The sequence below is a fragment of the Acinetobacter sp. LT1 genome, from assembly GCF_059800965.1.
The window spans coordinates 45,747-60,276 of sequence record NZ_JBBAXE010000008.1; the positions used below are offsets into that span (position 1 = coordinate 45,747).

Annotated in this window: 13 protein-coding genes; 7 read left to right on the forward strand and 6 right to left on the reverse strand. The window is 39.4% G+C overall.

What is annotated here, in order from left to right; all coding sequences use genetic code 11:
* Positions 1-13: 13 nt before the first annotated feature.
* Positions 14-484 (reverse strand): 2-thiouracil desulfurase family protein, encoded by a 471-nt coding sequence (locus WBW42_RS09610; RefSeq protein WP_005804347.1) that lies wholly within the window; start codon positions 482-484, stop codon positions 14-16.
* A 527-nt stretch (positions 485-1,011) separates the two neighbouring features.
* On the opposite strand from WBW42_RS09610, the gene hppD reads away from it, so the two are divergent.
* On the forward strand, positions 1,012-2,067 hold the full coding sequence (gene hppD, locus WBW42_RS09615; protein WP_002119157.1) for a 4-hydroxyphenylpyruvate dioxygenase: 1,056 nt from the start codon (positions 1,012-1,014) through the stop codon (positions 2,065-2,067).
* Positions 2,068-2,137: 70 nt separating this feature from the next.
* Here the strand turns inward: hppD and WBW42_RS09620 are convergent, their stop codons facing one another.
* The 4 genes from WBW42_RS09620 to fahA all read right to left on the reverse strand — a co-directional run bounded on the left by WBW42_RS09620 (position 2,138) and on the right by fahA (position 5,704).
* The gene (locus WBW42_RS09620) at positions 2,138-2,917 is read right to left on the reverse strand and encodes an IclR family transcriptional regulator (protein WP_032057136.1); all 780 of its coding nucleotides are present in this window, start codon (positions 2,915-2,917) and stop codon (positions 2,138-2,140) included.
* Between the two features lie 294 nt (positions 2,918-3,211).
* A complete protein-coding gene (locus tag WBW42_RS09625; protein WP_002119119.1) occupies positions 3,212-3,760 on the reverse strand; it encodes a VOC family protein in 549 nt (182 codons plus the stop codon).
* A gap of 17 nt (positions 3,761-3,777) precedes the next feature.
* A complete protein-coding gene (gene maiA, locus WBW42_RS09630) occupies positions 3,778-4,410 on the reverse strand; it encodes a maleylacetoacetate isomerase (protein WP_032057134.1) in 633 nt (210 codons plus the stop codon).
* Positions 4,397-5,704, reverse strand: a complete 1,308-nt coding sequence (fahA, locus tag WBW42_RS09635; protein ID WP_032057133.1) for a fumarylacetoacetase — start codon at positions 5,702-5,704, stop codon at positions 4,397-4,399. The genes maiA and fahA overlap by 14 nt, the downstream gene beginning before the upstream one ends.
* 355 nt (positions 5,705-6,059) lie before the next feature.
* Here fahA and WBW42_RS09640 point away from each other — a divergent pair, with 355 nt between their 5' ends.
* The 3 genes from WBW42_RS09640 to zigA all read left to right on the forward strand — a co-directional run bounded on the left by WBW42_RS09640 (position 6,060) and on the right by zigA (position 9,706).
* A complete protein-coding gene (locus WBW42_RS09640; RefSeq protein ID WP_002119258.1) occupies positions 6,060-7,448 on the forward strand; it encodes an amino acid permease in 1,389 nt (462 codons plus the stop codon).
* Between the two features lie 163 nt (positions 7,449-7,611).
* Positions 7,612-8,298, forward strand: a complete 687-nt coding sequence (gene zrlA / locus WBW42_RS09645; RefSeq protein WP_032057132.1) for a D-Ala-D-Ala carboxypeptidase ZrlA — start codon at positions 7,612-7,614, stop codon at positions 8,296-8,298.
* A gap of 142 nt (positions 8,299-8,440) precedes the next feature.
* On the forward strand, positions 8,441-9,706 hold the full coding sequence (zigA, locus tag WBW42_RS09650; protein ID WP_080776794.1) for a zinc metallochaperone GTPase ZigA: 1,266 nt from the start codon (positions 8,441-8,443) through the stop codon (positions 9,704-9,706).
* A 35-nt stretch (positions 9,707-9,741) separates the two neighbouring features.
* Here zigA and WBW42_RS09655 read toward each other — a convergent pair whose 3' ends face one another.
* A complete protein-coding gene (locus WBW42_RS09655; RefSeq protein ID WP_032057130.1) occupies positions 9,742-10,854 on the reverse strand; it encodes an acyltransferase family protein in 1,113 nt (370 codons plus the stop codon).
* Between the two features lie 352 nt (positions 10,855-11,206).
* On the opposite strand from WBW42_RS09655, the gene hutC reads away from it, so the two are divergent.
* The 3 genes from hutC to hutU all read left to right on the forward strand — a co-directional run bounded on the left by hutC (position 11,207) and on the right by hutU (position 14,459).
* Positions 11,207-11,959, forward strand: coding sequence for a histidine utilization transcriptional repressor HutC (gene hutC / locus WBW42_RS09660; RefSeq protein ID WP_002119291.1), 753 nt, complete (start codon positions 11,207-11,209; stop codon positions 11,957-11,959).
* Positions 11,956-12,531, forward strand: a complete 576-nt coding sequence (locus WBW42_RS09665) for a HutD/Ves family protein (protein WP_005804355.1) — start codon at positions 11,956-11,958, stop codon at positions 12,529-12,531. Before hutC ends, WBW42_RS09665 begins: the two co-directional genes overlap by 4 nt.
* 260 nt (positions 12,532-12,791) lie before the next feature.
* On the forward strand, positions 12,792-14,459 hold the full coding sequence (hutU, locus tag WBW42_RS09670; RefSeq protein WP_014207979.1) for a urocanate hydratase: 1,668 nt from the start codon (positions 12,792-12,794) through the stop codon (positions 14,457-14,459).
* Positions 14,460-14,530: the final 71 nt, after the last annotated feature.

A 14,530-nucleotide genomic window follows, 5' to 3' on the forward strand; every position in this document is an offset into this window, starting at 1 on the left:
GAGCAGACAATGATTAAAGAGGATGTTCTACTAACCAATCTTCAATCTCATTTTCAGAAATTACTTCAAAGCCATGGCGCTGCAAAAGCGCCGTGGTGATTCCAACTCCCGTAATTTTCTCACCTTGAAAAGTACCGTTATAAATTTTTTGGCTACCACAAGATGGGCTATTCTCTTTTAAAACCACACAAGTCGCTTTTATTTGCTGCGCAACTTCTAGGGTGCGGTAAGCACCTTTTAAATATAACTCTGTCACATCTAAACCAGATGAATCAGTAATTTTTGCTTTGCCATCAAGCACATCTTGACCTGTTCCGTCCACAATTTCTGCGGGTAAACGGGGAGTGGTAAAACCACCTAATAGCTCTGGGCATAATGCTTGGGCTTTTTTATTGATTAATAGTTGCTTAAGTCGGGTATTTGGACAGGATTTACCATCATATCGAACAGGTTCACCAATTAAACATGCGCTGACTAAAAGCATAGTTTTTCAAACTCAAAGCAAGAGAGATTTTTGAAGATAAGGATCATAAACAGAATATCGAATATGACAATTGATTTTAAAAACAGGCAAATTAAAAGATTACTAAAATTATGCAATTCATAATTAAGTTATGTATTGCATAATTTAATTGTTTTTAGTAGCATCTAATTCAAGGTAAATGGCCATTGGAGATCCAACAAGGATGTTGGTCTCCATAAATCTATAAATGATTTTTAGGAAAAGACGATTTTTAAGGGTTTATTGAAAAATCTCAATCGTACTTTTAGATAACAAAGGACAGTGTGTATGGAAAACAAACACCACATGGAACGGAAATTAATCATTAAAGGCTTTACGCTCATCATATCTTCGTTTTAATGACTCGTTTTTTTCTCATAGGATGCGTTGGGTTAAGCCAATTTGACGGTTCAAGTCTTCACCCAATAGCAACGTATTCTATAGAGAAAGGAGCTGAGTTCATCAGCAATAGAGATAAACGGAACAGGTAATCACCAGAGGGAAACTAGATGGATATTTTAGAGAACCCATTAGAATTATGCGGTTTTGCATTTATTGAGTTTGTTTCAAAAGAAAATGAATTAGATCCAGTTTTTGAGACAATCGGCTTTTCAAAAGTAGCCAAGCATAAATCGAAAGAAGCGTACTTATGGCGTCAAGGAAATATCAATATTATCCTGAATTATCAGCCAGAATCTTATGCTTCATTCTTCTTTAATGAACATGGTCCATCTGCTTGTGCGATGGGTTTTAAAACACGTGATGCAGCAAAAGCTTTCCAAAAAGCAGTAGAACTTGGTGCTGAACCAATGTATTCAAAAGTTGGGCCAATGGAGCTCAACATCCCGGCAATCAAAGGTATTGGTGGTATGCCAATCTTTTTAGTTGACCGTGATATTTATGAAAATGACTTTGTTTTCTTTGATGATGCCGAGAAACGTCCAGTAGGGGCAGGCTTAAATGAGATTGATCACTTAACTCATAACGTCTACAAAGGCCGTATGGAGTATTGGGCAAACTTCTATGAAAAAATCTTTAACTTCCAAGAAATTCGCTACTTTGATATTAAAGGTGAATATACAGGTTTAACGTCTAAAGCATTAACAGCACCAGACGGTAAGATCCGTATTCCGTTAAACGAAGATTCAGATAAAGGAAACGGCCAAATTGCAGAGTTCCTGTCTGACTTTAATGGCGAAGGTATTCAGCATATCGCGTTTATTTGTGATGACTTAATCTCGACTTGGGATAAGTTAAAAGGCCTTGGTCTGAAATTCATGACTCCGCCGCCAAATACGTATTATGAAATGCTAGAAGATCGTTTACCTGAGCATGGTGAACCGACTGATGAATTAAAACAGCGCGGTATTTTGCTTGATGGTAATACTAAAGACGGTCAGAAAAAGCTGTTATTGCAAATTTTCTCTGAAAACATGATTGGTCCAGTTTTCTTTGAATTTATTCAACGTAAAGATGATGATGGCTTTGGTGAAGGTAACTTCAAGGCGTTATTTGAGTCGATTGAACGTGACCAGATTCGCCGTGGTGTTTTAGAAACTAAATAAATAAGCTGAGCTTTATTCCTGATCTTAAAAAACCAAGAGTTTGATCTCTTGGTTTTTTTATGGCTATTGATTAGCGGCTTTTAATATATTGATTGATGAGGTTAACTTCATTTTTCAAGATTTCAATCGTTTTACTGTGAGGGTCGACTGGTAAAAACATTTCACTATCCAGTGCGACAATACAAAACTCAATGCTCTGGTTTGAGTTAAATACAGGTAAACCTACCGCATTAATTCCCGTCAGTAAATCACCTTTCGCTGCCGACATTTTTTGCTGGCGAATGGTGTCTTTAAGCTCTGTAAATGCTTGCCAGTTTTGTGGTGCGATGTGCAGACCAAGTTCTTGGTGCTTTTGCCATTCCGCTTCCATTAAGGGACGAACAAAATGTTCTGGAAGATAAGAAGCAAATAGACGTCCCGCAGCAGAATTGACTAAAGGCATAATCGAGCCGACTTTAGTCACAATCGAAATAGGGTGGTTTGATTCAATCGATTGAACAACTACAGGGCCTTTAGGTGACCATTTACTAATTTGTATACCGCAACCAATTTTGTTTTGTAGGTCATAAATTAAATGCTGTACCAGCTGTAGTGTGTCGCTATGCTGGACACAGTTGAGACCTAAGCGCCATGCCTGATCACCTAAAGCATATTGCCCATCATCAAGCTGTTTTGCATATTCCATACGAATAAGGCTGACCAGATAGCGGTGAACCTTGGCAGGATGCATTTCGAGCTTGCTCGATAGATCTTTGAGAATAATAGGTTGATTGTGCTCTAAAAGGGCGTTTAGTACAGATAAACCGACTTCAAGTGATTGAACCCCCCCAGATACTTTTTCTTCAATCATTTAAATACCCTTAATAAATTTACTTCAGCTGTTAAACAGTGACGATCAAAACATAAATTGAAATTGGCGCGTTTTACATCATGCCTGAGCCTAGTGAAAAATAGAAATCACCTTTTTCTATTAGCGAAATTGACATGTTTAATAACCAACAATTTTTTAAAATCACTATGCTCTTATTTATAGCGCAATTTTCTAGAAATTTAGCGGTTTTAAATAATATAAATCGGCATTGATATAGAACTGCTCTTAAAACAATTCTAATCAATGCCGATTTTTTATTACGCTCTTTAAAAATTAGGTTCCTAACTCTTCTTCATGCAAGAAATGAGTATGGTGCGGAGCGCGTTTGGTTTTGCTCCATTCCTCTAGCATTTCAGTTTTCATTTCTTCAGTAATTTTTGCAATTTTTTCTTCAGCATGAGCATCGTTATAGGTCAGTTCTAAACGATGACCATTTGGATCGAAGAAGTAAATTGAGTGGAAAATGCCATGGTTAGTCACACCTAAGACTTTCACACCATTTTCTTCTAAATGTTGCTTGGCAGCCATCAACGCATTTAAGTCTTCAACTTCAAAAGCAATATGCTGTACCCATTGAGGCGTATTTTCATCTCGGCCCATTTCTGGTTGAGTTGGCAATTCAAAAAATGCCAAAACGTTGCCTTGACCAGCATCTAAGAATAAATGCATGTATGGGTCAAAGGCTTTAGTTGACGGCACATGGTCTTCAGCAAAAGCTAAAATAAAGTCCATGTTGAGCATTTTTTTATACCACTCAACAGTTTCTTTCGCATCCTTACAACGATATGCAACGTGATGTATTTTTTTAATGGCAAATGTCATATTAAAACTCCTTTTTACTATTCCCAATCTGGTTGTTGTTCTGGCGCCGCGTTATAAAAGGCTGGGATAGACAAACAATGGTGATAAATCGATTCAATTTTTGGAAACGCAGATAAATCAATCTTGAAGCGTTTCGCGTTGTAGACCTGTGGAATCAGACAGCAATCAGCGATTGTTGCTTGTTGTCCAAAGCAAAATTGTCCATTTGAATCTTGAAGTTGCTGTTCGAGATTTTGAAAGCCTTCAATAATCCAGTGCTGATACCAATAATTTTTCTGCTCATCTGAAACATTTAAGTCATTTTTTAAATATTTCAGTACACGTAAGTTGTTTAACGGATGAATATCGCAAGCGATTGCTTGAGCAAAAGCACGAACTTTTGCTCTCTCTTGCACATCACTTGGAAGTAATTTGGTTTCTGAGTATTGTTCATCTAGATATTCCAAAATACTTAACGATTGAGACAAGGTTAAATCGCCGTCAATTAAAGTCGGAACTAGAGCACTACTGTTTAACTTTAAATAGTCTTCGCTTTGCTGTTCATTTTTTACCAGATGAACTGGAACAGTCTCATAAGCTAAACCTTTAATGTTTAGACCAATCCGTACTCTGTAGGCTGCAGAGCTACGAAAGTAACTATACAGCTTCATAGTCAGGCTCCGAAGTTTCTGCAAAATCGAAATTTAATGCAGGAAGGACTGTATTTCGAACTTCACCGAAGCCAATGCGAATACCATTTTTCTCACAATGACCTTTCATGATCAGGGTATCGCCATCTTGCAAGAAACCACGAGTTTCGCCATTGGCAAGTGTTAAAGGCTTGGTGGTGTTCCATGTAAGCTCAAGCAAGCTACCATACGAATCTGGTGTAGAACCTGAAATGGTACCTGAACCCATTAAATCGCCAACCTGAACATTACAGCCGCCAATGGTGTGGTGAGTAAGCTGTTGAGCCATAGACCAATACATATATTTAAAATTAGTTTTGCAGATCACGTCAGCTTGTGCCGATTTCGGGCTTTGAATTTCAACACTCAAATTAATGTCGTAACTGTTAGCGATATTTTCTTGTAAATACGCTAAAGGTATAGGCTCTTGTTTTGGGCCTTCCACTTTAAATGGCTCAAGTGCTTCAAGTGTGACTACCCAAGGTGAGATGGCACTAGCAAATGATTTTGAATTGAAAGGGCCTAAAGGCACATATTCCCATTGCTGGATATCGCGTGCTGACCAGTCATTGAGTAATACCATTCCAAAAATATGGTCCCAAGCATTTTCAATTGAGATTGGCTGGCCAAGCTCTGTTGGTTTACCAATAACAAATGCTGTTTCAAGTTCGAAATCGAGTTTACGGGTAGCTGAGAAAACTGGGCGCTCTTCATTTGGAAGTTTAATTTGTCCAGATGGACGTACGACTTGAGTGCCACTGACGACAACAGAACTAGCACGACCATTATAACCAACAGGCAATTCAGTCCAGTTTGGCAGTAAAGCATTTTTAGGGTCGCGGAACATACAGCCTACATTGGTGGCATGTTCTTTAGAAGAATAGAAATCAGTATAACCAGATACTTGAAGTGGTAAATGCAAAGTAACATTGTCTTGCTTAACCAAAACTTCCTGACGCAATGCTTCATTTTCTTGAAGCGTTAAATTTTCAACCGAGAGAAGAGACTGTAGTGTCTTACGAGCTTTTGACCAGTTGGCTTTACCAGACTCAATAAATTTATTCAGTGTAGGCTGGTTAAAATATGTGTCTTGTTCTGAAAGTTTTAAAAGACCGTGCTTTTCAAGAGCAGCGAGATCAATCACCCAATCACCAATAGCTACACCAACTTGACGCTCACTTTCGTTAGCTCTGCTAAAAACACCGTAAGGCAAATTATGAATAGTGAAATCTGATTGAGGTGAAACTTCAATAAAAGAGTTTAGTTTTTGTTCCATTTTCGCTTCCTTGTCTTTATCTCGGGTCTTATACAAATAAAAGTTCGGTCTAGGACTGAGCTACTCAATAAGTTTTAACCTTTGCTGAGATCATCTTTTGTCTTATGAGTTTGATATAGACCGAGCACAACCAATTGCTTCATGTCTCTATAATACTGAATTCATAAAATTACGCAATACATAATTTAATTACACATTTCATAATAATTGTCATTTCTTGTATTTTCTGTTTTCATTCGCGGTCATGAGAAAAGTCACGCAATTATTTTTCATGAATCTCTATGAAAGTTTGATAAATTTATGATATACGTAATTTATTGGAAAAAAATTACGTGACACGGATGAGAATAATCATATGTCAGCACAAGAGCAAGGAAACCTGAAACATGGTTTGAGTAATCGGCACATCCAGCTTATTGCATTGGGTGGGGCGATTGGCACAGGGCTTTTTCTTGGTATATCACAATCGATTAAATTAGCAGGTCCATCGGTCATCCTCGGTTATGCCATTGCAGGATTTATTGCTTTTTTAATGATGCGTCAGCTTGGCGAAATGGTGGTAGAAGAGCCAGTTAGTGGATCTTTTAGTCATTTTGCCTACAAATATTGGGGACCATTTGCAGGGTTCATGTCAGGATGGAACTATTGGGTACTCAATGTACTCGTCTGTATGGCAGAACTAAGCGCAATTGGTCTTTACATTCAATATTGGTGGCCGCAAATCCCGACGTGGGCATCTGCTTTAGCCTTCTTTGTCTTAATTAACGGCATTAATTTGCTACACGTTAAGTTTTTTGGCGAAATGGAATTTTGGTTTTCTATTGTCAAAATCTTAGCAATTCTTGCAATGATTGGCTTTGGTTCATATCTACTTGCAACAGGCACCGCAGGTCCACAGGCAAGCATTTCAAACCTCTGGGCACTTGGCGGTTTCTTCCCGTTTGGTGTTGAAGGCTTAGTGATGGCAATGGCGGTCATTATTTTTGCTTTTGGTGGTATTGAGCTTTTCGGTATTACTGCAGCTGAAGCACGTGACCCTGATAAAACTTTACCTAAAGCTGTGAATCAAATTATTTATCGTATTTTGATTTTCTATATTGCGACGCTTTTTGTTTTATTCTCGCTGTTCCCATGGAACCAAATGGCACAAGGCGGCAGTCCGTTTGTAATGGTCTTTGCTTCTTTAGATAGCCAAGGCATTGCAACGTTATTAAACTTTGTGATTTTGACTGCTGCTGTTTCAGTTTATAACGGGACAAGTTATTGCAGTAGCCGTATGTTGTTAGGCCTTGCGCAACAAGGAAATGCGCCAAAAGTATTTGCACGTATTAATAAACGCGGTATTCCAACCAATGCAGTGATCCTTTCTGCGGCAGTCACTATTTTATGTGTACTGTTAAATTATATTTTCCCTGAAAAAGCATTTGGTTTACTCATGATGCTGGTGGTTGCAGCGATTGTAATTAACTGGGTTGTAATTTCATGGACGCATTTAAAATTCCGCAAATATATGCAGCGCCAAGGGCAAACAACGAAGTTCCCAAGCTTTATGTATCCGTTTAGCAACTATCTATGCATACTGTTTATGCTGGGTATTTTGGTCGTGATGTCTTTAACACCAGATATGCGTGTTGCGGTCATGATGATTCCTGGCTGGATCTTGTGTTTGATGGTGGCTTACCAATTTAAACGCCGAAAATTAAAAGCTGAACAGTCTGTACCTGCCTTAGAAGCAGATATTTAATAAATTATTGAGTTGTATCTAAAAAGGACGTCTGACAGGCGTCCTTTTTTATTTTTAAAATTTAGCAACAGAAATTAAAGGATTTTATTATTGTTATAATATAACATTTCTTCAATTTAATGATGAGCAATTTTCCCATTTTTGGTGAAGATAGAGCATATTTATGAAGCGTTATTTAGGTTTAATTTTATTATCTCTCACAGCGTGTAGCACTCAAACTCCCAAGCCAACAACTCCTTTGCACACCCGGACCTCTTTACCTCAACCTACAAAAACAGTAGTCAAAATAAAGCCTCAACCCGAGGCGTATGTTGCGTGGTTAGCTTCAGCAGACCATCGACAGGCTGTACAAGCTTACAAGCAATTTCTTAAGCAAAAAGGGCTTGCCAATTTAGTTCCAGACCATGAATTATTAAGCTCAGCTCGAGATTGGCAAAAATGTGGAGTTGAGCCTTACGCAGTGCCACCACGCGAGATTTGGTCCAATATTGTTCCGACGCTTAGCATTTTAAAAGCATTAGTTGATGATGGCGTAATTAATGATTTTGAAGTGACTTCGGTCTACCGAGCGTTGTCTCTAAACCGCTGTGCAGGTGGTGCTGATGCTTCCCGACATGTCTTTAATGCAGCACTTGATTTTAGAATTGGGCCAGAACAGCCCAGCGACTTAGACCAGTTCAATATTCAGCAAACTAAAACTAAGCTTTGTCAGTTTTGGGCCACAAAAGGCCAAGCGCTTAATATGGGATTGGGTGTTTATGCTTCAGGACAAATCCATATTGATAGCCAAGGATTCCGTGCATGGGGGCCTGACCATCACTACAAAACCTCAATTTGTCAGGGACTATAAAAGCAATTTTTTCAACGACTAAGTAAATTGATTTAAATAAAAGCGGAATAAAAACTTGATCAATAGTTATGTTATAACATAACATTATTGCGGTTTAGAAATAGATTACGCCTGTGATCTGGCCATATCTAAATGGCCAGCCATGATCAGTTTAAATATTATTCGAAGAGATCAAGCCATGCGCACTGCAATCGCCAACTCATTTGCCAAGCTTCCCGTCACTGTTTTATCAGGCTTTTTGGGTGCAGGAAAAACCACATTACTCAACCATATTTTAAATAATCGCGAAGGCCGCCGTATTGCCGTGATTGTCAATGATATGTCTGAGGTGAATATTGATGCGGCATTAGTACGCGAAGGTGGGGCGGAGCTTTCAAGAACAGATGAAAAGCTGGTTGAAATGAGCAATGGTTGTATCTGTTGTACGTTACGCGAAGATTTATTGGTTGAGGTGAGACGTTTAGCTGACGAAGGGCGCTTTGACCAATTGGTGATTGAGTCAACAGGCATTTCAGAACCGTTGCCAGTAGCAGAAACTTTTACCTTTGAAGATGAAGATGGAAACTCACTCAATGAGTTCGCTCGACTCGACACTATGGTTACGGTAGTCGATGCTTTTAACTTCCTTAAAGACTACAGTTCAGTCGACTCACTGCAGCAACGTGGTGAGTCGCTAGGGGAGCAAGATGAAAGAACTGTGGTCGATCTTCTCATTGATCAAATCGAGTTTTGTGATGTAATCGTGCTGAATAAAATTGATTTGATTGACCAAGCCCAGCAAGACCAGCTCATCGCAATTTTAAAAACTCTAAACCCGCGTGCCCGAATTGAAATTGCTCAATTTGGAGAGGTCGCTTTAGATAAAATTTTAAATACGCAATTATTCGATTTTGATGAAGCAGCACAAGCACCGGGCTGGTTAAAAGAGTTACGCGGCGAGCACACTCCCGAGACTGAAGAGTATGGAATCAGCAGCTTTGTTTACCGCGCTCGCCGACCTTTCCATCCAGAGCGTTTTTATGATTTGGTTCAGGCTGAATGGCCGGGAGTCGTGCGTTCTAAGGGCTTTTTCTGGTTGGCTGCCGAACCGACATTGGCTTATTCATGGTCACAAGCAGGTGCAATGGCTCGACACGGCTTGGCAGGTTATTGGTGGGCCGCCGTTGCAGAAGAAGACTGGCCGAGTGACCTAGCCAGCATTGAAGAAATTAAGAAAAATTGGGATGCTCGCACAGGTGATGCGCGTCAGGAGCTGGTTTTAATTGGTATGCAAATGGATGAGCAAGCTTTAATACAACGCTTGGATCGCTGCCTGTTAAGTGATGAAGAAATGGCTTTAGGACCACAAGTTTGGCAGAGCTGGTCTAATCCTTTTAAGCAAGATGATGAAACCATGTTGATCGCTTAATAAAACAAAAGCCCCTGATTTAAAGGGGCTTTTGTTTATGATTTGTCTTTAATAAAAACCTTTCGAATGTAGCTGTTAAGCGGTGTGGAATAATATTTTTCAATCGCTGCGCTGATGATAACAGTCAAAACCAGATAGCCAATTAAAAGCATAATTTTGATGCTAGAGTCGGTTTGAGCAGGAATAAACGCAACTTTCATAAGGCCCAATACAACTAGATGAAATAAATAAGTTTCGTAACTTCTTTGCCCCAACCAGACCATCACTTTGGTAAATAGGTTATGCGCTTGCGTTTCGGAAGGATGCTGAAAACACAAAATAAGTAAGCCTGTGGCAAGAGCGAATAAACTGATACCCCATGTACTGACTTCTTTAATTGGTGCATATAAATATAGAGCGGTCATACTCAAAATAATCAACCATGAAAGAGGTTTTTTATAGGACCAATTTGGCTGATATTTATGAGAAAAAATGGCAGTTAAACAGCCCACCGCTATACCATCAAAACTTGAAAAATAATGATATAAATAAGCGCCGCTTTCTTCTCCAAAATGCAGAGATCTAAAATAAGGCCCATATAAAATGACTCCAATTAGCACAGCAATAAAGACCTTATTACTGCGCGTGAGTAGACACAATAATGGAAAAACAAAATAAAAAACTTCTTCCACAGAGAGCGACCACAGCACTCCCAAAGCGTAGTTTACCCAACCGAATTTAATAATCAGGATATTCATCCAGAAGGTTAAAGCTGCAAATATGGTTAAAGGATAAGAGACTTCAATGCCATTCGGTGCTTGGTTCATAAAGGGTTTTAAGTCAAATGAACCGAGTATGCTTACACCTAAAATGAGTAATACCAGACACGGTAAAATACGCGCTGCCCGTCGGATATAAAAATGCTTGAGGTTAATTGCAGAAAATTGTTTGTCTCGTTTTAAAGTGTGATGGGTAATTAAAAAACCCGAAATCACAAAAAACATGGTGACGCCATAATTTCCATTTCTTGCGATGACTGTGCTAAATGCTTCACCTAAAAAATCAAAACCTAACCATGTATCTTTAAGTTTATAGGGAATATTAAAATGATGTAAAAGAACCAAAAGGATAGAGATTCCTCGAAGAATATCTATTTTATAATTACGCATTCGATGTGCTTCCAGTTTTATTAATATACTGTGTGGCAGAAGAATACTATCGATCAGTTATTTTAAATAAAAGTTTTAAGCATCATTTCGTAAACCCGAAAAAATGATATTTTTGTTTTCTTGGATGGGGCACTGGCTTAGCAGAAATAACTATTAAATAAATATTGATAAAATCCTAATATATTTGAATTTCTCTACATAAAACTTTAAATTAGCTCTTATCGAGCTATGTTTATTTTTTAAACTTTTTAAAATCTATTTGATTCATAAATTAACATGTTGTATGTGGTTGTATATACATAGCATGTCAACTAAAATACCTTTTTGCCTGCCGCCTTTTTGAGTATTTGTTATGCCCAGAACATCAAAACAAGAACATACTGAGCTTTCGATTGAAGCTGATAGTCCAGTTCCTTTATATCAACGCGTAAAACAACTGATTTCACAAAAGATTTATGAAGGCTCGTGGGCTGTAAATAAAAAAATTCCTTCGGAAAGTGAACTCGTTAATCAACTCGGCTGTAGCCGTATGACGGTAAACCGTGCGCTTCGTGAATTAACGACTGAGGGTTTACTCGTTCGTATTCAGGGCGTTGGCTCATTCGTTGCTGAAGGGCAAGGCCGAACTGCACTTTTTCAAATTAATAATATTGCCGATGAGATTATTGCACGAAACCATAAGCACCACGCTGAAGTTTTAGTCTTAGAACAAATTTATGCAAATGCAGAGCAAAGCGTGTTAATGCAGACTCGTGAAGGGCAAAGATTATTTCATTCGATTATTGTGCATTATGAAAATGATGTACCTGTTCAGGTCGAAGATCGTTTGGTTGATGCAGCACTGATACCAGATTATCTACAACAAGATTTTAAAACCATTACCCCAAATGCTTACCTCATGGCAAAAGCTCCCGTGACAGAAGGCGAGCACATTGTCGAGGCCGTTTTAGCATCTGCTCAAGAGTGCAAGTGGTTGAAGATTACTAAAGCTGAACCGTGTTTACTCATCCGCCGTCGCACATGGTCAAATAAACAACTCATTTCAAGTGCGCGTTTGATCTATCCGGGTAGTCGCTATTATCTCGAAGGGAAATTTAACCCATGATTGAATTGATCAGGGCCGATCAATATACAAAAATGCTTTGGAAAAATGGTGCAGGTTTTACTTTAGAAATTGCCAGAAGCCAAGGTGAGGCTGATTTCGATTGGCGCATTTCGATGGCGGATGTGACCACTTCTGGGCCATTTTCGCTATTTCCCAATAAGCAGCGCATTATTAGCGTACTCGATGGACAGGGTATGGTATTGCATGTCGATGATCTTCCTGCCAAAACGCTGAACCAAGGTGATATTTTTGCTTTCCATGGCGAGAGTCAGGTCCAAAGTGAACTGTTCGACGGTGCAATTCGAGATTTAAATTTAATTTATGATCCTGCAAAGTTTCGTGCTCGTTTTCAGTGGTTGAATGATGCAGCGGAGCAGGCATTTATCAGTTCGGCAGACCTGATTTTCATTTTTAATCAGGGTAGTGAAACGGAAGTGAACGTTGATGATCATTCCGTTCAGCTTGCTGCTCAAGAAACACTAAAAATTGAGAAAAACGCTGGCTTGACATCGATTAGTTTTCCCAAAAAACAACTCAAAAGCTGCTATGTCATGGAGCTAATTCAACGATAAAACAATATAATTTACTACTTAAAAAGCACATGTCTTGTTAGAAGATATGTGCTTTTTTTATACCTGATATAAAAATAAATTAATTTAATTCATAAGCTTACTCAATTTTATTAAAAAAATATCAGTCACCCTCTTCACGCCAAAAAATATTTGTGTAGTATATAGATGTATATACAAGTTAATACATTACTATACAAATGCAGAAACAAGTGATGTTCTGCTGATGTAAGCTCAAAGGAAGGAGTCCGCCTGTGACAACAATGACAACAAAATTTCGTGATGTAGAAATTCGTGCGCCACGCGGCACTGAATTAACGGCTAAAAGTTGGTTAACTGAAGCTCCATTACGTATGTTGATGAATAACCTTGATCCGGACGTTGCAGAAAACCCGAAAGAGTTGGTTGTATACGGTGGTATTGGCCGTGCAGCACGAAACTGGGAATGTTTCGACAAAATTGTAGATACTTTAAAAAATCTTGAAACTGATGAAACGTTATTAGTTCAATCAGGTAAGCCAGTAGGTGTATTTAAAACTCATAAAGATGCACCTCGCGTTTTAATTGCAAACTCAAACCTTGTACCGCACTGGGCAAACTGGGAACACTTCAACGAGTTAGACGCAAAAGCACTTGCAATGTACGGTCAAATGACAGCAGGTTCATGGATCTACATTGGTAGCCAAGGTATTGTACAAGGTACTTATGAAACTTTCGTTGAAGCAGGCCGCCAACACTACAACGGTGATTTAAAAGGCCGTTGGGTTCTTACCGCAGGTTTAGGTGGTATGGGTGGCGCTCAGCCTTTAGCTGCAACACTTGCAGGTGCGTGTTCTTTAAACATCGAATGCCAACAAGCAAGTATCGATTTCCGTTTACGTACCCGTTATGTAGACGAACAAGCGACTGATTTAGACGACGCTTTAGCGCGTATTGACCGTTATACAAAAGAAGGTAAAGCAATTTCAATTGCGCTTCATGGTAACGCTGCTGAAATTTTACCTGAGCTGGTACGTCGTGGTGTACGTCCAGACATGGTGACTGACCAAACAAGTGCACACGATCCACTTAATGGCTACTTACCAGTAGGCTGGACTTGGGATGAATACCGTGCACGTGCGAAAACTGAACCGGAAGCTGTTGTAAAAGCTGCAAAACAGTCGATGGCGAAGCACGTACAAGCGATGCTTGATTTCCAAAAAATGGGTGTTCCAACATTTGACTATGGTAATAACATCCGTCAAATGGCGAAAGAAGAAGGTGTAGCAAACGCTTTTGATTTCCCAGGCTTCGTACCTGCATACATCCGTCCATTGTTCTGCCGTGGTATTGGTCCATTCCGTTGGGCAGCGCTTTCTGGTGATCCAGAAGACATTTATAAAACAGATGCCAAAGTTAAAGAGTTAATTCCTGATGATGAACATTTACATCACTGGTTAGACATGGCACGTGAACGTATTAGCTTTCAAGGCTTACCAGCGCGTATTTGTTGGGTTGGTCTAGGCTTGCGTGCAAAACTTGGTTTGGCATTTAACGAAATGGTTCGTAGCGGTGAATTGTCTGCACCAGTTGTGATTGGTCGTGACCATTTAGATTCAGGTTCGGTTGCGAGTCCAAACCGTGAAACTGAAGCAATGCAAGACGGTTCAGACGCAGTATCAGACTGGCCTTTATTAAACGCGTTGCTTAATACAGCAGGCGGCGCAACTTGGGTGTCTTTACATCACGGTGGTGGTGTAGGTATGGGCTTCTCTCAACACTCAGGCGTTGTGATTGTGTGTGATGGTACAGATGAAGCTGCTGCACGTATTGCTCGTGTACTGACCAATGACCCTGCAACAGGTGTTATGCGTCATGCCGATGCAGGTTATGAAATTGCAATTAACTGTGCGAAAGAGCAAGGCCTACACTTGCCAATGATCACGCAATAAAAATACACGGAAGAACTGGCGGTGCTTTTTGCAATTGTGAAAAGCACCGTCTCAGCAGAATATAGTGCAAA